Annotated in this window: 19 protein-coding genes; 2 read left to right on the top strand and 17 right to left on the bottom strand. The window is 47.2% G+C overall.

Translation table 11 applies throughout. From position 1 onward, the window contains the following. The first annotated feature begins 57 nt into the window (after window positions 1-57). Entirely contained in the window at window positions 58-1,287 is a 1,230-nt protein-coding gene (locus G9U52_RS21355) for an aminopeptidase (protein WP_166152684.1), read from the top strand. Between the two features lie 142 nt (window positions 1,288-1,429). Here G9U52_RS21355 and G9U52_RS21360 read toward each other — a convergent pair whose 3' ends face one another. From G9U52_RS21360 to G9U52_RS21380, 5 genes are all read right to left on the bottom strand, one after another. Beyond that, on the bottom strand, window positions 1,430-2,080 hold the full coding sequence (locus G9U52_RS21360; protein ID WP_166152685.1) for an amino acid ABC transporter permease: 651 nt from the start codon (window positions 2,078-2,080) through the stop codon (window positions 1,430-1,432). An 85-nt stretch (window positions 2,081-2,165) separates the two neighbouring features. Continuing rightward, complete coding sequence (locus G9U52_RS21365) at window positions 2,166-2,828, bottom strand: amino acid ABC transporter permease (RefSeq protein WP_166152686.1); 663 nt, start codon at window positions 2,826-2,828, stop codon at window positions 2,166-2,168. An 84-nt stretch (window positions 2,829-2,912) separates the two neighbouring features. Further along, window positions 2,913-3,788, bottom strand: a complete 876-nt coding sequence (locus tag G9U52_RS21370; protein WP_166152687.1) for a glutamate ABC transporter substrate-binding protein — start codon at window positions 3,786-3,788, stop codon at window positions 2,913-2,915. Window positions 3,789-3,816: 28 nt separating this feature from the next. Next, window positions 3,817-4,548 carry an amino acid ABC transporter ATP-binding protein gene (locus G9U52_RS21375; RefSeq protein ID WP_166152688.1) on the bottom strand — a complete coding sequence of 244 codons (732 nt, stop codon included), beginning with the start codon at window positions 4,546-4,548 and terminating at the stop codon, window positions 3,817-3,819. Window positions 4,549-5,100: 552 nt separating this feature from the next. Further along, a complete protein-coding gene (locus tag G9U52_RS21380; protein ID WP_166152689.1) occupies window positions 5,101-5,724 on the bottom strand; it encodes a nitroreductase family protein in 624 nt (207 codons plus the stop codon). Between the two features lie 259 nt (window positions 5,725-5,983). On the opposite strand from G9U52_RS21380, the gene G9U52_RS21385 reads away from it, so the two are divergent. Next, window positions 5,984-6,361, top strand: coding sequence for a hypothetical protein (locus tag G9U52_RS21385; protein WP_207953113.1), 378 nt, complete (start codon window positions 5,984-5,986; stop codon window positions 6,359-6,361). 251 nt (window positions 6,362-6,612) lie between these two features. On the opposite strand, the gene G9U52_RS21390 is transcribed toward G9U52_RS21385, so the two are convergent. The 12 genes from G9U52_RS21390 to G9U52_RS21445 form a co-directional block, all read right to left on the bottom strand. Further along, complete coding sequence (locus G9U52_RS21390; protein ID WP_166152690.1) at window positions 6,613-7,695, bottom strand: eCIS core domain-containing protein; 1,083 nt, start codon at window positions 7,693-7,695, stop codon at window positions 6,613-6,615. Window positions 7,696-7,988: 293 nt separating this feature from the next. Further along, window positions 7,989-9,443 (bottom strand): PP2C family protein-serine/threonine phosphatase, encoded by a 1,455-nt coding sequence (locus tag G9U52_RS21395; RefSeq protein WP_166152691.1) that lies wholly within the window; start codon window positions 9,441-9,443, stop codon window positions 7,989-7,991. A gap of 39 nt (window positions 9,444-9,482) precedes the next feature. Further along, window positions 9,483-9,818, bottom strand: coding sequence for an STAS domain-containing protein (locus G9U52_RS21400; protein ID WP_166152692.1), 336 nt, complete (start codon window positions 9,816-9,818; stop codon window positions 9,483-9,485). A 6-nt stretch (window positions 9,819-9,824) separates the two neighbouring features. Then, window positions 9,825-10,262 carry an ATP-binding protein gene (locus G9U52_RS21405; protein WP_166152693.1) on the bottom strand — a complete coding sequence of 146 codons (438 nt, stop codon included), beginning with the start codon at window positions 10,260-10,262 and terminating at the stop codon, window positions 9,825-9,827. Window positions 10,263-10,284: 22 nt separating this feature from the next. Continuing rightward, entirely contained in the window at window positions 10,285-13,341 is a 3,057-nt protein-coding gene (locus tag G9U52_RS41420; RefSeq protein ID WP_166152694.1) for a HEAT repeat domain-containing protein, read from the bottom strand. Between the two features lie 227 nt (window positions 13,342-13,568). After that, window positions 13,569-14,522: a YitT family protein gene (locus G9U52_RS21415; protein ID WP_166152695.1), complete on the bottom strand. Its 954-nt coding sequence runs from the start codon at window positions 14,520-14,522 to the stop codon at window positions 13,569-13,571. Window positions 14,523-14,604: 82 nt separating this feature from the next. Next, window positions 14,605-15,834, bottom strand: coding sequence for a cation:proton antiporter (locus G9U52_RS21420; protein ID WP_166152696.1), 1,230 nt, complete (start codon window positions 15,832-15,834; stop codon window positions 14,605-14,607). 3 nt (window positions 15,835-15,837) lie between these two features. After that, window positions 15,838-16,332, bottom strand: a complete 495-nt coding sequence (locus tag G9U52_RS21425) for a cation:proton antiporter regulatory subunit (protein ID WP_166152697.1) — start codon at window positions 16,330-16,332, stop codon at window positions 15,838-15,840. 246 nt (window positions 16,333-16,578) lie between these two features. Beyond that, window positions 16,579-16,950, bottom strand: a complete 372-nt coding sequence (locus G9U52_RS21430) for a hypothetical protein (RefSeq protein WP_166152698.1) — start codon at window positions 16,948-16,950, stop codon at window positions 16,579-16,581. A gap of 150 nt (window positions 16,951-17,100) precedes the next feature. Beyond that, on the bottom strand, window positions 17,101-17,598 hold the full coding sequence (locus tag G9U52_RS21435; RefSeq protein WP_166152699.1) for a GNAT family N-acetyltransferase: 498 nt from the start codon (window positions 17,596-17,598) through the stop codon (window positions 17,101-17,103). 27 nt (window positions 17,599-17,625) lie between these two features. Next, window positions 17,626-20,385, bottom strand: coding sequence for an adenylate/guanylate cyclase domain-containing protein (locus G9U52_RS21440; protein WP_166152700.1), 2,760 nt, complete (start codon window positions 20,383-20,385; stop codon window positions 17,626-17,628). Window positions 20,386-20,424: 39 nt separating this feature from the next. Further along, the gene (locus G9U52_RS21445) at window positions 20,425-23,727 is read right to left on the bottom strand and encodes a stalk domain-containing protein (protein ID WP_166152701.1); all 3,303 of its coding nucleotides are present in this window, start codon (window positions 23,725-23,727) and stop codon (window positions 20,425-20,427) included. Window positions 23,728-23,873: the final 146 nt, after the last annotated feature.

Here is a 23,873-nt window from a genome sequence, read left to right on the forward strand (position 1 = left end):
GGGGCTGCCGTATAATATAACTTGTCTATAGAGTGCCGACAAGGAGGCTGGTTGATAATGAGGAATTTTGCTGATCAATTGGAGAAATACGCTGAACTGGCTTTAAAAGTAGGCTTAAACATACATGAGGGACAAACGCTAGTTGTTTTTGCACCGATTGCGGCAGTTGAGTTTGTACGCATCATTGCCCAAAAAGCTTATGAAGCCGGTGTTTGGCAGGTTCTTGTGGAATGGGATGATGAAGCGTTGCGGCGTATTCGTTTCTTGCATGCGAGGGATGAATCGTTCCAGCAATTCCCCTCGTGGAAAGCCGTTGGCTTTGCCGAAATGGCACGTGAGGATGCTGCATTCCTGACCGTCTACGCGCCCAATCCTGAGCTGCTTAAAGGCATCGATGCGGGCAAGATTGCGCTAGCCAGCAAAACACAAATGAATGAGATGAAGGAATACCGCACCTATTTGCAGGCCGGTAAAGCCAGCTGGTCCATTGTATCGGTACCGACGCCTTCATGGGCTTCCAAGGTTTTCCCTGAATTGCCGGTTGAAGAGGCGATCGAGACGTTATGGGGCTATATCTTCCAAGCAACTCGCTTGGATCGCGAGGATCCCATCGGTGCATGGGAGGAGCATATTCGCCAGCTGCAGCAGCATGTCGCATATCTGAATAACAAAAGCTTCCGAAAGCTGCACTACACAGCACCTGGCACGAATCTGGTTGTAGAGCTGCCTGATGAACATCTATGGGTGGCGGGCGGTATTTATAATGAACGCGGAACGTTTTTTGTGCCGAACCTGCCTACCGAGGAAGTATTTACTCTGCCTGCCAAAGAAGGCGTCAATGGGACTGTAACCAGTACGATGCCACTGAATTACAATGGCAGTCTGATTGACCGGTTCTCGTTGACCTTTGAGAAAGGCAGAATCACCAGCTTCACCGCCGAAGAGGGTTATGAAACGCTTAAGCAGTTAATCGAAACTGATGAAGGCTCCCATTACCTGGGGGAAATTGCCTTAGTCCCTATCGGTTCGCCCATTTCAGCAATGGATGTTATTTTTTATAACACAGCATTTGACGAGAATGCATCCTCGCATTTAGCGATAGGTAGCGCCTATCCACTTTGTATCAAAGAAGGAACCTCGATGAGCAAGGAAGAGCTAGCCGCCCATGGGGCTAACAGCAGCCTAACCCATGTAGATTTTATGATAGGCTCTGCAGACCTTGATATTGATGGCGAGAACGCCGACGGAACACGGGAACCGCTTTTCCGCCGCGGAGCTTGGGTTTAGCTATTGCTACGACCGTTTCACGCATCAACAAAAAAGGAGCTACCCACTAATTCATTTCTGATTAGGGGGATAGCTCCTTTTTTCGAATATTCGGGAATCTTCCCATTCGTTAAAATGGTGTCCATCTCAGCTCGACCTGCTGTCACACCTGGCGGGCTTCCAAACGTTTAGCCACCACCGACAATGTAAAGTTCACAATAAAGTACATGACAGCTGCAAGCAGTAGAATCGGAACCACGAAGTTGACGTCCTGTCCATTAATGATTTGTGCATTATGCATCAGCTCGCCTAATGAAATCACGACAGCTAATGATGTATCCTTTAACAGTGAAATAAACTGGCTGACCATAGGTGGCACCATCCGCCGCAAAGCCTGCGGCAGCACAATATGCCATAACGCCTGTATATACGTGAGACCAGAGGAGCGCGCCGCTTCAATCTGCCCCTTGTCAATTGAATTCAAGCCGCTTCGCACGATTTCCGAGATCATGGCCGCTTCGAAGACGATTAGCGCCACAATCGCTGCATTCATTACGCTTAGCTTGATCCCGATTTCTGGGAGAGCGAAAAAGGTAAAGAAAATAATTAAGAGCAACGGCAAATTACGTATAATTTCCACAAAAACTGCGGTTAGCTGTGAAACGACAGGAAGCTTCGTGTAACGAACCGTCCCCATTAAACAGCCGATAATAAAGCTGAATATAATCGCAATGACAGCTACCTGCAGGGTGACTCCAAGCCCCATAAGCATGAAGCGGATATGCTCCCATGTATAGGCATCGATAAAGTTCATAAAGCCTCACCTCTCTGGCAAAAATCCTATGATCCGCCACTAAGGAACAACCGAATATTCATCTTTATGAGTATTCGGTTGTTTCTTAGTGGGATTTCGCAATCCTACGCTCTAGATAGGCAATTCCAAAACTCAAAGGAATCGTAATGATCAGATAAAATAACGCCACAAAAATATAAACGCTGAACGTCACGAACGTCTTGGTAGAGATCAGATCGGCATAATACATCAGGTCTAAGCCTGCTACCACGCTAAGCACCGATGAATTTTTGACGAGATTCAGAAATTGGTTGCCGATCGGCGGAATTACGATTTTGAGAGCCTGGGGAAGCACAATATAACGCATATTTTGCCCATAGGTTAACCCGGATGCACGCGCTGCTTCGGTTTGCCCTTTGGGAACTGCTTGGATACCTGCCCGTACGGCTTCCGCAATAAAAACGGCTGTGTAGATGGTTAAACCCAACGTTCCAGCCACAAACCCACTTAAGGGCAAACCCAGCGAGGATGGACCCAAGAAAAATAAAAACACGATTAAAATCAGTGGAATATTGCGGATAAACTCAATAAAAGCCGTACTGATCCAATTCAGCAGCTTAATTGGCGAAATTCGCATTACTGCCAATAGTGTACCTAAAATAAAGCTGCCAACTAGGGCAATAAGGCTAACTTGCAAGGTATTTAGAAACCCTTCTATATACATGTCCCAGTACTTGATCAAAATACTGAAATTAAGGAACTTGTCCATACCCGTTGAGGCCCCTTCCTTGAAAGCCGAATGGAATAGGATGAGTTGCCTATTCTGGCTGCTCATCCTATTGCCAAACTTTCACTATTTAGTAGGTTTTTCGCCAATCCATAGTTCATACATTTTATCGTAATCCCCACTAGTCTTCATTGCTTTCAAGAAATCATTCACATAAGTAGCGAAGCCAGTGTCACCTTTGCGAATAGCCATACCATACGGCTCATCCGTAAAGGTGCCACCCACCACTTGATATTCAGGGTCTTGCTTGACCATGCCATAAAGAATGGCATTATCTGTTGTTAAGGTATCACCTTGGCCTGCTTTTAATGCCGTAAATGCTTCCTGGTAGTTTTCAAACTCCAATACCGTAGCTTCTGGTGATTTCTTTCTAATATTATCTGTAGAAGTCGAGCCTTTTACTGCAAGCACCTTAGTTCCTTTTTTCACATCAGCAACACTCGTAATTGGGCTGCCTTTTTTCACTAACAGCGATTGTCCAGCTTTGAAATATACATCGGAGAATTCAACCTCTTGCTTACGCTCTTCAGTAATGGTCATCGTTGCTATGATCATATCGATATCGCCATTTTTCAACAAGGGAATCCGTGTTTTGGATGTTACTTCTTTAAGCTCAATCTTTGTTTCATCACCAAGAATTTTTTTCGCCAACGCTTTGGCGATATCAATATCAAAGCCCTCAACCTTGCCGCTGCCCGGATCCTTCAATCCAAAAAGCTTCGTATCGAACTTAACGCCAACAACTAGCTTGCCGCGCTTTTGAATATCTTCCAAAGTCTTACTGCCTGTTGCCGGAGCCGGAGTACCCGATGTTGTTGCAGGCGCAGGTGCTGCCCCTTGGGTTGCTGGTGTCTCCGTCTTGGTAGTACCACAGCCCGCTAGCACTAGAGCCACCATACTAAGTATAAAGGTAAACATAAACCATCTCTTTTTCGTTGTCATTCGAAATCCCCCTCAAATTTTAATGAATTTAATGATGTTGAAGCAAACGGCTAAGAAATAGCTGGGCGCGCTCCTCTTTGGGATTGGAAAAGAATTCGTCAGGAGCTGCTTCCTCCACAATCTGTCCTTGGTCCATGAATACAACCCGGTCAGCCACTTCACGAGCAAAGCCCATCTCATGGGTAACTACGACCATCGTCATTCCTTCGTGAACCAAGCTTTTCATTACATCCAACACTTCCCCAATCATCTCGGGGTCTAATGCGGATGTTGGCTCATCGAAAAGCATAATTTGCGGCTTCATCGCAAGGCCTCTAGCGATAGCAACCCTCTGCTGCTGGCCGCCCGATAATTGCGAAGGGAATACATCAGCCTTTTCGGGAATGCCTACCTTGTCTAGATAGTGCAGAGCCGTCGCTACCGCTTCCTTCTTCGAAACTCCGGTAACCTTAATCGGAGCCAATGTAATATTATCTACAACGGTTTTATGCGGATACAAATTAAAGTGCTGGAAAACCATCCCGATATGGCGCCTTAGCAGATTCACGTCTGCCTTTTTATCATGCACATTGGTGCCATTCACGACCAGTTGGCCGTCCGTAATGGTTTCTAAGCGGTTGATACAACGTAACAATGTACTTTTACCTGAGCCTGAAGGACCGATGATGACGACTACTTCACCTGCTTTTATGGACAAATTAATATCCGTCAACACCTGAAACTTGCCATAATGCTTATTCACATTGCGAAATTCGATCATTTCACACCCCCAATACAGCTTTTACCATATGCTTAAAACTTATTACCCACAATATGCAGTTTCTAACCCATCATGCAATTAACCAACAATTTATTTTCTATGGTTATAGAATAGGTAACTAATTATCGCCTTTATTCACAAATTTTGCAATACTATCAAGATATTATTTTACATGTAAAGTAATAGTATATAACACATAAATAACATGTTTGTATAAGGATTTAGACGCTTTTCCCTGTCTCTGAGTCCAAGCTTCCTACTGGTAGACTACATAAATTAAATAGAAAGGAGTGATAGCTATGAGATACACAACCCGAGTAGCAGGAACATCAAGAAGTAAGAGATGCCGCAACTTCTGTTCCAACACCTGTAGACTGTTCAGCAGTGGACGCAGCCGCTGTTTAGTCGACTGCAACGCTTGCAGGCGCCGCCGGTTGTCGGCAAAGCCCGTTAAAGTTACACCACCGAGCCGACCTTGCGGTTGTAAGTAAGGGCATAGAACAAAAAAACCTCCCTGTTCCACATTTTTGTGGTAGGGAGGCTTTTTTAAAGTCAGAAACTTTCGCTAATAACTTGGTGTTCCATAGGCAACCGTTCGGTGGCACGGCCAGGAGCTGCCGCTTTTCCAATCGATATAATCATTACGGGTATATAACGCTCGGGAATATTGAATTCTTTGATCAGTGCCTTAGGGTTATAGCCGCCCATTGACACACTATCATAACCTTTGGCTTTAGCAGCAATCATCAATTGCATGGCAGCAAGCGAAGCATTACGGATCGCCTCATCTCTGGAAAATACTGAATTATTGGCATAGGCACCATTAATTTGGCCAAGCATCATCTCACGAACTTCAGGAGCTGCGTTCTCAAACACAGTTTCAGCAGCCAGATTAGCTTGCAGGTCCCCCAGTACAACTACGTTAATAGAAGCATCGGATACTTGCTGCTGGTTATACGCAATCGGAAGCAGCCGATCCTTGTTGGCTTGCTCCTGAATCGTCAGAAAGCGCCAATGCTGCAAATTCCATGAAGAAGGTGCACTGAAAGCAAGCTCCAAAATCTCATTCCACTCCGCCGCTGGAATCGTAACACCACGTTCATACTTACGAACGGAACGCCGGGATCGAATAATGTCTTCAGTAGTAATCTGTTGCTCGTGGTTTGCAGAAATCATGAATAACACTCCTATTTTTATCTATTAGATATTTCCTATTTTTCATTATAACATCTTCGCCTTCATTTCAGAATAACATCTTCGATTTCATAATGTAAGTTAATTATCATATATTAATAACTAGAATATAAACCCACTATAATTATAATTAAAACCTTGCATAAAACTCAAGCATTTTTCACAAAGTAAAAGGGTGAGTGGCACAAGCAGGAAATTCAGGTGATATCTAGCTTTATTACTTATAAGGAGGTTTCTATTCATGATTCCGTCAAATCCGTCTTACCAGCAATTTTTGCAGGATCAACACATGCAACAAATGCAACAAGCCCAGCAGGCCCAACAGGCACTCACAACAAGCGGCCTTAACAACTTCAGCCAGCTTGTCAGGGAGACCCAACAACAATTAATGCAGGTTCAGCAAGATCTTCAACAAAACCAGTCCCAAATCGATATGCAGCTTGATGCCCAAAAACGGCGTTTGTACGAAACCCAGCAGCGCGTAGAGCAAGCCATCCAACAGATGAATAAGCTCATCCAAGCTTCCCAGTCTTCGCAATCCGTTCAACCTGTCCAATCCATGCAATCATCACCACAGAACTCAGGTCAGATGAATCCAAATGCTTCATATACACAATGATTTATTAGAGAAAGAAGCACCTTAACGAGGCGCTTCTTTCTTTTAGATAAGTGCACGATAAACGATTCAGCGAGCAACGAGCTATAAATTCGCTAGATTTTGCGGGTTTGTTTAACAGCATTCTTGAAAAGACTCAATCCGAAAAAGCCATCCACCTATGCAGACGGTGAATGGCTTTCTTCATATAAACTTGGCATACAGTTGCATGAACTAGCAGAATCGCTAAATGGGCGCCGGTATATCAAGCCGGTTTACGATGTCTGTCCACCCGTTTGTTGGACTACATGCGTTAGCTCGTGAGCCAACAATTCTTGTCCGCTTTGGCTTCCCGGATCATACTTGCCACCGGCAAAGAAAACATCCTTGCCCTGCGTAAATGCCTGCGCCCCTATAGAGTCGCTGATCTGGCTCGATTCTGCGTCATTATGGATGGACACACCTCCAAAGTCAGCCCCAAAGGCTTCGTTCATTCCCGATAAGGTGCCCCCGTCCATTTTGGAGCCGCCACCGCTTTTAGCTTGGATACGCTGCTCGATTGAAGGTGCTACGTCAAAGCCACTTCCCCCCGCCGGCTTCATCTGCAGCTCTTCTTCCTCCATTTCGCCACCCTCAGCCTCGCGTTGGATCGCTCCCGCCGCCGGCTTCATCTGCAACTCTTCTTCCTCCATCTCGCCGCCCTCGGCCTCGCGTTGGATCGCTCCCGCCGCCGGCTTCATCTGCAGCTCTTCTTCCTCCATCTCGCCGCCCTCGGCCTCGCGTTGGATCGCTCCCGCCGCTGGCTTCATCTGCAGCTCCTCTTCCTCGCCCCCAGCCTCGCGTTGGATCGCTCCCGCCGCTGGCTTCATCTGCAGCTCTTCTTCCTCGCCCCCAGCCATCCGTTGGATCGCTCCCGCCGCCGGCTTCATCTGCAGCTCTTCTTCCTCCATCTCGCCGCCCTCAGCCTCGCGTTGGATCGCTCCCGCCGCCGGCTTCATCTGCAGCTCCTCTTCCTCCATCTCGCCGCCCTCGGCCTCGCGTTGGATCGCTCCCGACTGCCGCATTTGCAATTGCTGAACCACCTGGCCAGCCATCTTGTCGGCTTCCTGCTCATATTGGTCGCCAACGGGACCAACCGTCATTTTAGCTTGGATGGGCAGCTTGCCGCCAGATTCATTAGACAGCATTCTTTGCACGCCACGGTTACCAATCGTTCCTTGCAAGCTCATCATGCCTGCAGCCGTCTCCAAAGGGGATTGGCTAGAAGCAGCCACAGTCTCTTTCGATGCTGCTGCCCGTCTTTGCAGGGCTGCCGCAGAGCTTAATGTCTGGCTATTACGTGATTGGTGTGAATGCATATTGGACCTCCTTAGAGTTATCGCTACTTGTCACAAGTTATCGCAGAAAACGTCCTCTGTAAATCTAATCTAAAATTGCGAAGCAAACTTGCCTCACAGCATATGTTGAGTTTTCTGGGTGAAAACGATATTAGCAAACCTTATTCGAACATTTAAAAGGAACAATCGCCTTAATGCTGCCTCATAGTCAGAAATTTCCGTCATCTTATCTATGGTTCTATTAAATAAGTTAACTATATCATATTTTGGAAATAGAAGAATAGGTCTAATTCTGTGAATTGCAACTCACTTTATCATTTCTTGCCATTGGTTACGAGCAACATAGCAATATCATCGGACTGCTGGGCTCCTGCCGTAAACAGGTCTACATCCTCTAAAATCAGCAAAACCATGTCATCCATCGAGAGCAGATGGTTACTCCCCATTACTTCCTGCAAGCGAACCGTACCATATTGCCTCTGTTGTGAATCTTCAGCCTCACTAATGCCATCCGTATACAACAGAATCCGCTCTCCAGGCGCAAGTCTTGCCTTGTTATCACGATATTCCATATCTTCTAATACTCCCAAGGGCAAGCCTTTAATCCCTTTCAGCGGTTCAATGGCACCCTCAGAACGGATTATATACGGTGTACAATGCCCACCATCACTATATATTAATTCTCCCGTACGGATATCGAGAACCCCACAAAAAATCGTCGCAAACATCGCCGATTCATCCTTGTAAAGCTCGCGGTTTACCTCCGTTAAAAGCTGCCCAGGCGTCATATCTGCGTTCATTTTACTCTTGATTAGCGTCATCGTTACCGCCATAAACAATGCGGCAGGAATCCCCTTATCAGATACATCACCCAATGTAAAAAAGAGGCAGGAATCCCCTATCGTAAAATAGTCGTAAAAATCGCCACCAACCTCACGTGCTGGACGAATAATGGAACGTACGGTGTTGGACATTTGCTGCTCGGCAACGCTCTCATAAGCTTCATCAGCATCCGACAATAAAGCCCCCTCATTGGAAAAAGCCGCAATCGTCCGTTGTGAGGATACATGATGGGGTAAAAAGCCCATCTGGATATCATGTGCGATTCGCAGCTCACTGTCCATTCGCTCCTTGGCGGCTACTGATTCCTTCAAAGCCTGGATCGACTTCTCCAGCGCATCGTACAGCATGGCGTTTTCCAAGGATACCGCCGTAGGGGAGGCAATCGATTGCAGCAGCCTCAAATCCTTTTCGCTGAAATGCTTGCCATTACGCTTGTTCAACACCTGGAGCACACCAATAATTACGCCCTTACTTGTCACAGGGACGCACATTAAATTTCTTGTCGGGTAGTCCACACGTTTAGCTACCTTGGAGGACCACCGTGAATCCTGTGCGGCATTGTCGATTTTTACCGATTCGCCAGACTGGGCGACCCAGCCCGCAATGCCTTCCCCCATTTTCAAGCGGATCTCGCGAACATCGCCGCCCTTTTCACCTAGAGCCAATTCAAAAAAAAGCTCATCTTTTTCCGTGTCAACCAGAATGACAGAGGAGGCTTCCGCATCTGTCACCCTTGATGCTGTATCCATAATTTTTTGCAGCAAATCCTGCTTATATATCGTAGAATTCATTTCCAAGCTGACTTCAAACAGCTGAAGTGTCCGCGACAATTCCCTTTCAGCTATACGCCGTCGCCTTTCGATCATCCCTACCGCTAACAGCAAAATCAAGACAGCTAGCATCCAGCCATAAGGTAACGCACCCATGATCTTTCACCTGCCTATTAGATTTCCTTCACCCTATAACTAAGCCAAAGCACGGGCGGCATCCGCCTCATTCTCATATATGGAAAAGATGGCACTAAACCCGGACATATCAAATACTTCCCTAACATTGTCCGTCAATTGGATCAGGGCAAGCTTGCCCTTAAGTGCTTTCATTTTCTTTGCAGCAACGAGCAATATACGCAAGCCTGCGCTGCTTACATAGTCCAGCTTGGACAAATCGAAGATGAATTTCAGGCTCCCTTGGTCAACCATTTGCAAAAATTTTGCTTCTAGCACTGTAGATGTGTTTGCATCCAGCCTGCCCTCGATAGCCACAACCGCAATATCTCCCACAGTACGTTCCATTATCACCATATTAGATCAATCCTCCTGAGGGCTTTTCCACCCTGTTTTTTTCATACAAATGGTATTAAAAGAGCCTTCTCGCACATAAAAGGCTTCATCCATAACCTCTCTGACAAAATGGATACCAAGCCCACCAATTTCCCTTTCCTCTAGTGGGAGAGTAACATCAGGGGAAGGACGAGCAAATGGATCAAAAGCCAGCCCGTCATCCTTGATCGTCAGCTCTATGGTTTCTGAATCGGCCAGCAATGAAATCCAGATCGTGTGTGCGGCATCCGTCGTACAACCATACAAAATGGTATTGGTAACTAGCTCGTCACAGACGAGGTTCAGTTGAAACAGCGTCTTTGGATTCAAGGATTCGTGTTCAGCCCATTCGGTTAACCAATTCCCGAGCCGCTCCAGCTCTTCAAGGTCGTTTTTCAGTTCAATTTCTCTGCGCTCACCGCCCACACCATCCCTGCCTTCCTTTAGGTTATGACATTTTCATCAGCATCGATTCCAGCAAGCGCACACGCGCGCTAGAAGCATGCAGCAAGCCAATCCCGATTTCTGGATATAGGCGGATCAGCCTTGCCAGGTTTTCTCCCTTAATCATCAGCAACCTTACGTCATCAAATATCGCTTGTGCAGATATAGACGACTCCGCCTGATCCAAAGCAGTCGTTTCGCCAAAAACCTGCTTGGCCCCAAGCACATTAAGCGTTCCTTCCCCGCCACTCTGGGATACTATGCTTAGCTCCACATTACCTTCAACGATCAAATATACGTTGGCATTCGTTTCGCCCTGCCGTAACAAGAACGTCTGGTCTGGATGAACTTCTTCACGGGTAATACCTGCAATCAGGCCCAGTTCATCAACCGATATATTAGAGAAAAGTGAAACCTGCTTGAGAAAAAGTACTTTATCCAGCATCGTTAACTGCTTTTGGTCATTGGGCATGTCTTCTTGCTCCTCCTGACTTAACGCATGTGCTGCAATATCACGCAGCCAGTCATCCGACCACAGCCGGGCTTCCTCAATAATAGCTATAGGGTCGACAATTTCCATGGCGACGGCTTGCTCATCGTTACTCTTCAACATATCCAGCAAAGCATAAGCCAGCCGGCGGTCGCCTAGCCCTTCAGCTAGCACTTCCAAACCATTCTCACGAAGCTCCTCGTCCTCATCCTGAACGCTTTCACGCACAACCTGAACCACCCGTTCGTCCGTTAATTCTGCCAATACCACCCAAGCCGCTTCACATAAAGCGTTACGGATTTCATTGTGACGCTGCTCCGCCAAATCAGCGAGCCCAGCATTGCCCAGCTCCGCTATGGCAAAGGAAAGTGACTTTTCGCGATTAGAGCTTTGCAGCCGCTGAATGCAAGAATCGACCAAGGTTTCACGGATTCTTGCCTCGGGCAGTAAATGCGCCAATGCTGCAACACAGGCATCCCAGATTAGCGGATGTGGATGCTGTAAGCCTTCCAGCAATGCAGCGATCCCCTTGTCCCCCATATCGATCAATGCTTGGATAATCGCTTTGCGCAGCTCTTCGTCGGCCATCGGGTACATTGGCAGCAAGTAGCCTATCGCATCGTCATACTGCAAGCGACCCAATGACTTGACGGCAGCGACCCTAACAGCGGGCTTCTGGTCTTCCAACAGCGACATAATCCAGTCTGTATAGGTCGACAGCCCCAAATCGGCTACGGTCCGACAGCCGTAAACCGCCCACTCCCCTCCATTATCCAGCATCTTGATAATCGCCTCGTCGCAAGCCGAGAAGCTTTCCTCCCGACCCAATGCATAGAGCGCCTTGATGCCTTCGGCAACGACCTGGGGCTGGGTATCTAGCAGCTTGAGGCGGATAAAATAATGGGCTTGGCTTTCCAGATGCTCCGCTTTGGCGATTAGCCTCACGCATTCGACGCGTACGTCTACCTCTTCATCCTCCAAGAGCGCTGCCACTTGCACTAGCTCCTGGATCGTAGATCCCTGCAAGCTCATCGCACGAAGCGCACCAATCCGGATACGTGGATTGTCATCGTGCAGCAGCTCCAGCAATCTTGGCAAGAAGGAGACATCATCGGTTTTGCCGACTAGCTCCAAGGCAACCTCGCGTACATGGTCATTCGGATTATTCAGATGCTCCATCACACCTTGCAGCACCTTTGTGCTCCGCATGCCCCCAAGAAAAGCTACGGCAACCTCCGAAAGATCCGCTTGGAAGGATTGCACGCTTTTAATTAATTCTTTAATGTACAGACTGCGCCCGAACCAAGCTATAATAATCAGCAGTGCTGCGAACACCACACCGATAATAGCAACGCCAGCTAAGCTCATATAGCCATTGGAATGCAGCAATGCCAAGCCCGCACCCAATACAATACCACCAGAGGCGGCGATGCCCTGGGCAACATAACGGATGCCATCTCTTTGGTTCATCGGCAGCATTTTGAAAAAAAGCTGGTAGCAGGGCTCTGCGGTATAATAAAGCAGAATATAAAATAAAGCATAGGTCGCGGAAACAACAGCAAGCGCAGACCCCGTGTCCAAAAATAGAGCCGAGAGGCCAAACCCAGCCAAAAATACGATCGAGATCGCCAACAGCATATTGCTGGCACCGAGCCAATTCATCAGCCTCCCTGAGAAGGTCTGTAACAGCAAGGAAGCAGAGAACTGGATCGTGATGATCATTCCATAGTAAGTGGTCAAATCACGTTCAATAGGAAAGACCGCTTCGGTAGTTGTGAAGTATTGATATTCCATCAAAAAATATAAAGCCGGCATCAAGGTCATTAAGCCTACCGCACACAGCAGGAACGGACTTTTTACCAGTTGCCTGTAGTAGGTTCCCTTCGGAACCAGATCTGCAGCATCAGCACCCAAATCTACCTTGCCTAGCTGCTTATCTTCCTTCAATGTTAATGGAACCAAATATTTGGCAATCGCTTTGCGGAAATTGAATAACCCTGCAATTAAGAACAGCGGAGCCAATATATAAACCACTTCGGTACCCCATGAATGCCCGACCTGCTGGGCAATAAAACCAGCGGTGACCCCCCCAAGCGTAGCGCCGCCCACAAAAATCGGCATTAAACGTTTGGCTTGCTGCGTCGGGCAGAGGTCGAAGGCCGTGCTCCATAGCAGCAGCGTCAGCTGGCGAACGACAAAGTTCGAGGAAATAAACAAGATCGGATAATACCAGATGAAATCAATACCTACTACCTTGAAAATCAGCAACAGCAGGCCGTTGATAAGCAAAATACCGGTCATGATCAGATAGAGCGTTCTCATCAGCCTGGCCTTTGGCAGCTTTTCGGCGAGCTTTGCCAAAAACCATGATTCTAACGGGATGATGATAGCTTCACATATATAAACAAAAGGAAGAAATTGCACACCAAACCGTTGATTGAATAGTGCCATAAATGCCGTATAGCTTAATAATTCGGCAATCCCCGCGAAGTAAAACACAGGCATCATGACCCATAGCTTACGTGAATCCTCCGCACGCAGCCCAAGTAATCGAAATAAAGTACCTACCACACTATCAAGTCCAATCCTATGTATTCTAACTGTGAGGTCTACTATTGAAATCCGAACCTATTATCTAGGTCTATTATAACATAATCCATCCAAAAATCGGGAGTTTACGTCATAAAACAACAACAAACAAGAGCACCCATCCTGTTGCCAGAATGAGTGCTCTTTCGTCTTTTATTCTGAAAAAGGGCTTCTGTGTCCGATTGGCACCCTGCTATAAGGACTGCCTCTCAGCCTATCTTTTGGGGATTGCGCTTTTCGGAATGGCTCTGCTGGCTCGGCCTACCCACCCCCACAGCTATGCTGGCCTGTGGATCGATATTTCTGATCAGCCCTTTGATTCTCCAAACATCAAGAAAGTGCACCGTGTAAATGAGAAATTGAGGCGTACCAAAGGTCTGCTCCAACAGCCGCTTGGTTCCCATCTCGGGCGGGCCGCTGTTGTTGCTAACCTCCAGCTCCAACGGTTCATCGATCTTGCCGAAACGGCGCTGCACTTCCCGTTCAATTTCTTCGCCGCAGGCGCTCACAATGCACAAAGTGCGGTATGGGAACAGCCCACGGATGGAGACATGGATCATTTCGAATGCCAACAGATAAGCAATAATGGAATACATAGCCTGCTTCCAGCCGAAAATAAATCCGGCAGCCGTCAAGATCATGCAGTTCATGATCATGATCAGGTTTTCCGGGGACCCTAGCCCCCTGGATGTAGACAAATACCTTTCATTCATTTCCAGCGTATCCAACGTGCCACCAAAACGGACCACCAAGCCAATGCCTAGCCCCAAGCAGACACCACCACATAACGCTGCCGACAAACTATTTTCTATTAAAGCCGGGACCGGATGCAAGATGATGGCACTTAATGAAAATATGAATAGCCCGAGCAAAGTCATTAATGTAAATTCCATACGGATATGACGGTATGCCAGAAAAATAAACGGAACATTAAAAACGAACAAAAGCAAACCTATCCTCATCTCAGTGACATGGGACAAAAGCGCAGTTATTCCCGTCATGCCTCCAACAACAATCTGGTTGGGGACCAGGAATAGCTCCAGCCCCACTGAGGCAAGAATACCTCCCAATATCACAAACAGGACATGAATACCCCATCGGCGGGACATCGCTGCTCTACCCCTAGCAGCAAACTGTACATGGTTGATTGCAGCACGCAACATTTGATATTCCTCCTTTTCACTTTGGAATCCAACACTCCTGTTAGTTCCGAGCAAGCGTTTCAGAGCTTTAATCGTAGCGGCTTTAGTCCTGAGTCGCCGCTTTTATTTTTTTGTTTTTGGCGGTATCCTTAAATTTGAAAAACTTATCCAAAAATTTATAAATATGCTTACTCTCCTTCGACAGCAGCGGTCCGAGAATCGCCATGATGAGTACATAAAGCGCAGCAAAGGATTGCAGCACGGGCATCAATCCGCCCGCTTTGGCGAGATTAGCCATAATGATTGAAAATTCCCCGCGGCCCATAATCGTAAAGCCGATATTGATCGAAGCCTTCACGGATAGACCGGCATTGGCTCCAGCCAGCATCCCTGCTGCAAAATTGCCTACCAGCGTAATCAGTACAGCTACAAGCGAAAGCCATATCGCGCCGCCCAATGCCATGGGGTCAATGGTGAGTCCAAAGCTGAAGAAGAAGATAGCCCCGAAGAAATCCCGGAAGGGCATAATCAAATGCTCAATCCGCTTCGCATGGTCGGTTTCTGCCAGCACCAGCCCGATCAGCAGCGCTCCGATTGCTTCCGCCACATGGATCGTCTCGGAAAAGCCGGCTACCAGAAACAGCATAGCGAAGATCACGAGGCCAAACAGCTCATTGGACCTAATATTCAACACACGGTTTAGCAGCGGAATCGCTTTGCGTCCAAGGTAAAGCACAAGGAGCATAAAGCCAAGGGCAATAACAGCTGTCAGCATGACCCCGCCAAAGCTTGATGAGTTGCTCAGGACAAGGCCTGACAGAATGGAGATATAGACTGCCAGGAACACGTCCTCAAACATCGTAATGCCCAGTACCATCTCCGTCTCCGGATTAGCTGTACGTTTTAAATCGACCAATACTTTGGCGACAATTGCACTTGAGGAAATCGTCGTAATCCCGGCGATCACGAGCACCTCTGCCCAAGGAAAACCGGCAATCCAGCCCAGCATAAGGCCTAGCGTAAAATTAATACCAATATAAATCGAGCCGCCTTTAACAATGGACTTGCCAGACTTGATCAGGCGGCCGACTGAAAATTCCAGTCCTAGATAAAAAAGCAGGAACAACACACCGATCCGGCCCATGAATTCAATTAGTGGTGCACTTTGAATAAACCGAAAATCAAAATGCCATAGCTCTAGGGCATGGGGCCCTACAGCCATCCCGATCAAAATATAGAAGGGAATGACAGAAAACCGCAGCCGGGATGACAACAGCCCGGCTCCTGCTATTAGAGCGATGGCAAGGCCAACTTCAAGAATCATATGATCCATCTATTAACCACTTCCATTCAATAAAATTTGTTTGATCAGCTTTTGCTGTTGTCTTTCTCCAACAACCACTAACGTAGCTTCATTTGTAATAACAAGTTCAGGTCCGGGGCTTACATGCTTGGTATGATTCTTTTCAATAACAGCAATGACCATAGCTCCCGACTTTTGGCGCAGATCCAGCCCACCGATCGTTTTGCCTATACTTTTATAATGGGAATCGATCTTATACCATTCAATAATTAGTTCATCAAACGCCATTTCTACGGTCTCCAAAGCCTTGGGCGTGTAGGTCATTCCCCCTACGATCGCAGCAATCTGTCTCGCCTCATCGTCATCCAATGTGATCGTGGAGATCGTTTGGTCGGGATCATCGTATTCAAAATGGTACATTTCGCGGCGCCCATCATCATGAATAATAACGACCAGCTTATCGCCTCCACGGGTATTAATTTCGAATTTCTTTCCAATCCCCGGCAAATCGGATTCTCGAACATGCATTCGTAAATTACCTCCTATTATCATATAATTAAGTTATATATTTACATATTTTGGACAGACCGATCCAATTTTTGTATTCTTCGAAAAATTTATTAGGAACAGCCTATTTATCAAGAATGGCTACACGTTACTATTTCTCCATAAAGCCTCGCTTTTTCAATTTAAGCCATAATAAATAAACGGTCGGATTTCGAACGTACGTTCTTTAATGATGTTTTTAAAGAAATAAATAAGGATAGAAGTTGATTAAACAGCGATGGGGGTATTGATTGCCAAAAAGTTGGAGGTGAACTTGATAGGGGTCATAAATAATCGTTTAAGCAATATAAAGATGTAGGGTTTAAAGGTGATACGAGGGTAAGGAAGTTGTTTTAAAACCATTTGGAGAACAACAAATAAAATCGGTAAATATTTGGAAAATATAACGAGCTTGTAAAGCAGTGTCGATTGCTTGCGGGTGGCGAGTTTGGTTTTAGTGCCCTGCTTAGCAGCAGATGTTTCGGGAATGGATTCGCTTGCTGAAAATTCTTCGTAGGAGCTTGTCGGAGGGGAAACCATTAGAGCCATGGCCAGAATCAAATAACCGAGCAGTGATACCGCTTTTTTAATTAGAACCATCCAGTTTCCCCCTCACATTGAAGTTGTTTTCGTTCATTTATTAGATACTGTTACAATTGCAGTTACTGATAATTATACCATAAATTCAACATAAACTCAAATAGCCCTAAGGGCTACCTGAGGGCTACTTGAGGGCTAACGATGTACTACCTATAAACTTCTCCAGTACGCCAGCCGTGCCTCACCATTGTAATAATAATCGGGGTACTTGCCAATGAGCTCAAATCCCAGACCCTTGAACATACGTTGGATCGAATCATATTGGGGAAGGTCACAAGTATATGTCAAAATATACCGGCCATCCTGCTGCTTGGCGAATTCGACCATCGTCTCATACAGCTGTGTGGCAATGCCCATTCTCCGGTAATTTTTATGCACGACCATGTAATCCCATAAGTAGCCACCGGTTCGATGCTCATTTTCCCGTGTACTGATAACCCCGACAATATCTCCCCGCTCGTTCTCCACATACCAGTGCCGATGATTAGGAATTTTCAAGCTTTCAAATGGCCACTGGCTGAAATGGACAATTTCCCCTGGTGTATGATTCTGGTCGTCAAAGGCGTACTCGGATAGAAAAAAATCGCTGACCCGTCTTGCTTCTAACTCGTTTTGCATGGATTTCACTTGGAATATGACTTTACTCACAATCGATTCTCCCCATTCGCATATAAGCTATGAAACAGATAATGTGCCATTCCAATCTTTAGTTGTGCCATGCTGGAAATACTCATCACATAAGTAGAAATATAGCTTGGCCGCTTTATCCTGTCTATTCGCCTTAATTACGTGAAGGAAGGCTTCCCTTGCGTCATAAAATCGACCAACTTGATAAAGCAATATCGCTTGCTCAAACTTTGCTTTTGTTTTTTCCTTCAATGCTTTGCGGGTATCGGGCTCTCCTTGGTACACATCATAAAGCTGAAGCGGCTCATCCTTGCCTTCAATTCTTACCATGCCCAGGTTGCGGTATTGGAAGCTGCCACGGTTCTCAAGCGCTTCGATGATAAAGCTCGTAACCAGAATGCTCGCGCCTAACGGTTCGGTCATTCGTTCCAGCATACTGGCTAAGAATACATCATCCGAGATGACATTCCCCTCCAAGCGCTGCTCTTCCCCGATAATCCCCAAACGAAGCGGTCCCTTATGCAGCCCGATGCCCATATCAATAGGGTTGTAGCCGCTGTTCGCCCGATGCATATTGTAGACCTCCAGCTCTTTGATCATCCCAATGCTGCCTTGGAGCGCTTCTTCGGCTTTATTAGGGAACAAGGCCATAAACCCAGCACCCAAATATTTATTTATCATACCATTGTTGTTACGAATATACGGACCAAAGCGTTTTAAAAAGGAGTTAACGAAGTTAAAATTTTCCTCTGGTGTCAATCGCTTGGATAACAGGTAGAAGGATCGGATATTGACGATCAAAATACCCATTTCCTGCTCAACCTGGTCGCCTAGCTCTACATCCAAGATGCTATCCTTATCCAAAAAGTGCAAAAACTGTTGGGGTACAAATCGATAATACGCTTCGCTTACTCGGGTTACCTTGGCGATATAGCTGCGAATATGTGCAGCCATGATATTGAAGCTATCTCCTAGATCGGATACTTCATCCCGCGACCGGATATCAACCACAGTCTCCCAATTTCCATTGGAAATAGCTAGCGCCGAATTCCGCAGCTTGCGAATCGATGAGAGCAGATAATAGGACGTTAATAGTACAATAGCTAACAGGATCAATGTGATAATAGCAATGTTTTGTACGACATTTCGCAATATTTTTTGGCGATGCTGTAGCACACCTTCCATATTTTTACTCGTTTCAAAAATGCCGACCACTTTGCCTGAACTGTTAAATATAGGTCCAATTGCGTACATCCAATAGCCCGTATCATCCTGCCACTGGTCGGTCTCAACGGTGCCTAGCTCTACAACCTTCGTGTTCTTCTCCGTCTTGGGGAAAGGGATAAACATATTTACATCATCCGCATCCTCAATCATCCGGTAAAGAACACCATTCTCGTATTTATATAAGGCTTTATAGAAGCCGCCGTCATCCTTCTCTGCATTCTCATCATAAATGGAATCCATATTTTTACGAAATACTTTATAATCCCCTGTCTTGTAATCAAGCGGGGAAGTCATCTTTTCCAGCTTATCGCCATCAATTAGATTACGCCCATTTCGCGCCAGTAAGGAAAGCTCACCACGTGACTCCTCCTCCATTTTTTCTGAGAAGTCCGTGTAAATAAAATATGAAACCACGACCATGGAACCGACAATAATTGGAATCAACACGATCATTTGCTTAAGCATCAACGAAACGCGGCGATCCATAACATGGATGTAAAATAAGCGAACAGCATAAATCAGAAGCAACAGCCCCGCCAAGGCAACGACCCACACTAGCCATTTCTTCAGGATCCATCCCGAAGAATATGAGCCCTCTACAAGAGGCGGCTGAAGCCTGCCATCGGGAGCTAGACGAATAATTTGCGTCTCATGTGTCGTTATCAAGGTATTGTCTGCTTCAACATTCATCGATGTCATATCCCCGAAGGATAACTCGATTCCTTGTTGCTTGGCCATGTCTTCGGTCAATAGCATTTCAATAATGTACGGCTGGGCGGGGTCTAGCCTGCTGACCACCTTCGCTGCAAAATCGACATAAACCAGTCGGCCACTCGCATCCAAACTCAGATGCTCGGGAAAATTCTTTCTTGTCCGATCAATCCCAACCAAAGGGTACACCAGTTCAGCCTCTCCTGCGGCTTGCATTCGGTATATTTCCCCACTACGGGTTGATACATAAACAAGGCTTGCACCATTTCCAACGACACTAGCAACATACTTGCCTTCAGGTAATTGCCAAGTCCCCGCAGCTACAGGGGCTGCAGCTCCTACAGGCATCCTGTATAAGGTAACCTTATTGCTGGCTTCCACGAAAAAGGTAAGCACGTTATTTTGAACGGCTAGCGATTTCAGGCTGCCATAACGGAAGCGTTTGGTTTCATTACTTGGATATTCCAAAGGAAAAAAGCTATCGTCCTCCTTACCATCCGGCGTAAAACGGACAATTCGCTCCGATTTCACCACAAGCCCGTAAGGATCCAATGTCATCCTAGTCGTATACAAGCTGCCTGCTTCGTCCACTGCCAATCCATTAAAGTTATGAATATCGGTGCGGCGGGAATCACTAATCTTGATTGTATACACGACTGCGCCTTGCGGGTCCAGCTTCACAATATTTTTCTTGGAGTTATGAATAATGTAAGTATTATTGTGTTTGTCCGTGATTGCCTTAGAAATACTAGTCAGCTGCGTTTTTTGCTGGAGGGGCGAGTTCGTAATCACATCGAGATTTCGGTAAATCACATAACTTACAGCCGCGAGCAATACTACAATCAGCAGAGCTACCATATATTTTTTCATTGTTTGACATCACCTCGATTTCGCAAGCCTTTGTTTGCTTTATTCGGTAGAAATTCGAATCGTTTGGGTACTATCATCCCAATCCACCTGGATCCCGATCATCTCTGCTATAAAACGCAATGGCACATACGTCCTCCCAGCGATTAATAGCGGCGGTGTATCCAATGACATTGGTGCTCCGTCCACATAAGCAATATCGTTGTGTATACTGCTCACCACTGTGGAATCCTCTAAACTAATCGTGGCCGACTGCTGTTCGCCATCCCACAGAACCGTTGCTCCGAAAGCTTCCGATATGGGTCTTACAGGAAGAAAGGCTTTTCCATTCATTAGTAAAGGAGGGGCTGGAAAAGTAATCATTAAGTCCGGTGAAAGGACGTTTTCAGCCGGAAAAATCTGCGCTGCTTCACCTAAGGCTTGCATAATCTCTGACGTTGCCGAGGCCAATTCCTGCAATTGCTCGGATGAATACTTTTCTAATTCCTTTAGCTTGATCTGCTCCAGTACGAGCTTCTTTTCTTGGGCAATCAGATCCTGTAAGGCTGGCGGTAATTGAGCTTCTACCGACACATTCCCCTGCTCATCCTGCAGCAGCTGCCCTGAAACCTCGCTAAGCGCATCCAGCTTGGCGAATAAAGCTTCCTTCTGGACGGTAACGGCCATCTCGTTAAGCGAAGCTAACGAGCCTTGCACTTGCTCGGCTTTGGCTGTGTCTTGCTGCGCTTGTGCGGTTTGCAGCACCTCTTGCAGCTTGACCTGTGCGTCCTGCAGTGCGGCTATCGTAGCCGCGCTGCCACTTTCAAGCACAGCCAGCTTGCCGGCTGTGTCCAGCATGGCAGTGAGCTGCGAAGCCGCGGCGACTGCATCGCCCGAAGCTAGCGCCTGCTTCAACTGCAGCGCTAGCTCTTCCTTGCGCTGCTCCAGCGCGGCTGGCGTCGCGGCAGCAGTCCCCGCTCCGGCGGTGCCTCCCGCTCCGGCGGTGCCTCCCGCTCCGGCGGTGCCTCCCGCCCCTGCGGTGCCTCCCGCTCCTGCGGTGCCTCCGGCAGCGACAAGCTCTGCTTCCAGCACCTTGGCCAGCGCCTCGGGGTTATTCAGCAATGCTACTTGCTTAAGCGCCGCGGCTTGATTGCCGCTGAGTAATGCCTCCAGCAACGCGCTCTTGGCCTCGGATTCCTTCAGCTTAACGGAAAGCTGCAGCGTCTCGGTTACCTTCTTCGCCGCAAGTGCCGCTTCTTTATCCAGCTTAAGCTGCTCCTGCTCCTTCTTTAAAGCTTCGATCTCAATGCCGATCTCCGCTGCAGATAGCAGTGGTGCTAGCTGCCCTGCCGGGCTTACTTCAACGGTCAGCTTTAGCTCGGCTATCTTCTCGGGCGAAATGACAGCAGTTGCTGCCGGGTTCTCCATCGCTTTCAAATCCAACGCTTGTTCTGCTGAAAGCCATGCGCCCCCAGTTAGCTCTGACTTCACGAGCACCCCTTGCCCAGAATCGGCCATCGTTCCCTTTGCCGCATTAAATAGCTCAGGTGTAAGTGCATCTAGCGGCACTTTGAAGGTTCCAATAATGAGTGTTGCGCCGCCATCTCCGGCAGCCTCACCATTCTTGGGTGCAGCGACGGCTTCTTTAACAGCCGGGCTTGCCGCGAATTCACCTGGTGGATCAAATTTCAATATTCCCGAGGAGCCATAGCCTGTTGGCGTGCTCTCGGCAACAACCTCTTCATTTTGGTACACAATTACCCTTAAGCTCTCAGGCTCATTGAACAATACGTTTAGATCACGCAACGGCTTTTTAAGAGGCGATTTTTTACCAATCTGCTTGCCGCCTGCCGTAAATAGCGCATAATCGGAGGCTTCCAGCTTTTTATCCGCTTTTATGGAAAATTCACTGACAAGCGAACCTATGGCTGGTGTTACATTCCAGGTTCCACTAGAGCCCTTCGCCTCTGGTGCAGCCGGCTCGATCTTGGCAAGACCGTCATCGATCTCTCGGTAAGGCAGGACACCCTCCTTATAGGTCTGTTCGACAGCTCCGCCTGTGTCTACATTCAGCTTGCCCAGTGCCTGCTTGTAGCTGATCCAACCGTTTAGCGCCGTTAGCTCCGCTTCGTCCTTTGCATCCACTACCAGCTGCAGCTCCTCCGGCTTCATAAAGCCGAGCTTCGCTTTTTGGGCAGCTGTCCCGATAGCCTCAACTGCTTTATCACGGTCGCGCAGCGTTTGTGCATAGGACTCCTCCGCACCCTTAGCGTCCAGATAAGACTGGCGCAATGCCAGCACGACGTTTTTCAAGCTGCCTTTTTCCTTCAAAGCGGCTTTATTCTGGTCCATCATCGATATGGGCAAGGACTGCCGAATATCGTCGAAATAACGCAAGCCATCATATTCGCCCTGTAGCAGCACCTTGGGAATTGGAAAAATAGCGAGCCACATAAATCCTTCCCAATCGGTTTTAATTCCTTCTAGCGTCGCATCATAACCTGCCATGAACAGGTCGTAATCGACATCCTGTGGCTTGTACATGCTTTCGATAACGCGCATCCGTGCCTCACCAAACTTGGAAGCATACAGCTTGCGCGACGTATCCACCTTCATATCAGCAATCCTGCGGTCCTCGCGGTCTTGAAGCAAGGTGAGGTTCGTCCGCTGGGCGGCGGCAGTAAATTTCTCCAGCATGGACTGGTTCAAATCGGCATAATCTTGCACGTAAGAAAGCTGTGCGCCTCCTTGCAAATCAAGTCCCAGCTTCTCTCCCAATGCCAGTAAACCTGACTTGAACGACAGCTGTACCAGCTTTAAAGCCGATGCCGCTTGCTCTAATGCCTTTTCGGCCTGGTCGCGGGCTGCCTGGTCGGCTAACCCAAACCTTTGCTTCGTTCTCACACTGTCCAGCTGCCCCTTAACTTGGTCAAGCTTTTTGCGTGCGGCATTCTCGGCAAGCTGTCCCTGCACCGCGCTCCAATACAGCTTTTCCATATCAAATTGCACAGATATTGTCTTGCTCCGCAGCGCTTCTGTAGCTATAAATTGCTGTTTGCGGGCTTCCGGTATTTTCAAGCGAATTTGCAAATCCTGGCTTAAATTCCGTGGTTTTGCGAAAAGGCTGGCATCCTTGGCATCTTCATTTTTTACGGCAAATTGCGCTTGGATTAATTCCGCATTTTTTTTGGCTAATTCCGCCTTAGCTTCCCTTAGATCTGGACTGTTCTTCATCCCTAATTGTATAGCCTCTTTTAAAGGCAAATTCTTGACTTGGTCTCCTTCAGCGGCAAATACGGCGTAAACCAGCCATTGATTCAAAAAAAGCAACAGCGCCAGACCTAGTCCGATACGCTTTACGGACATTAACTCAAATCCCTTCGACGTTAAATAATCATATTTTAATAGTACATCAACTATACAGTTCCCGCATCCTATTTATCGGTAAATTCGCTGTTCCAATTAAGATTGATTGTGTAATAAACTCAAGTTTTATCGAAAAATAGGGTCTT

The sequence above is a fragment of the Paenibacillus agricola genome, assembly GCF_011440305.1.
Taxonomy (GTDB): domain Bacteria; phylum Bacillota; class Bacilli; order Paenibacillales; family NBRC-103111; genus Paenibacillus_S; species Paenibacillus_S agricola.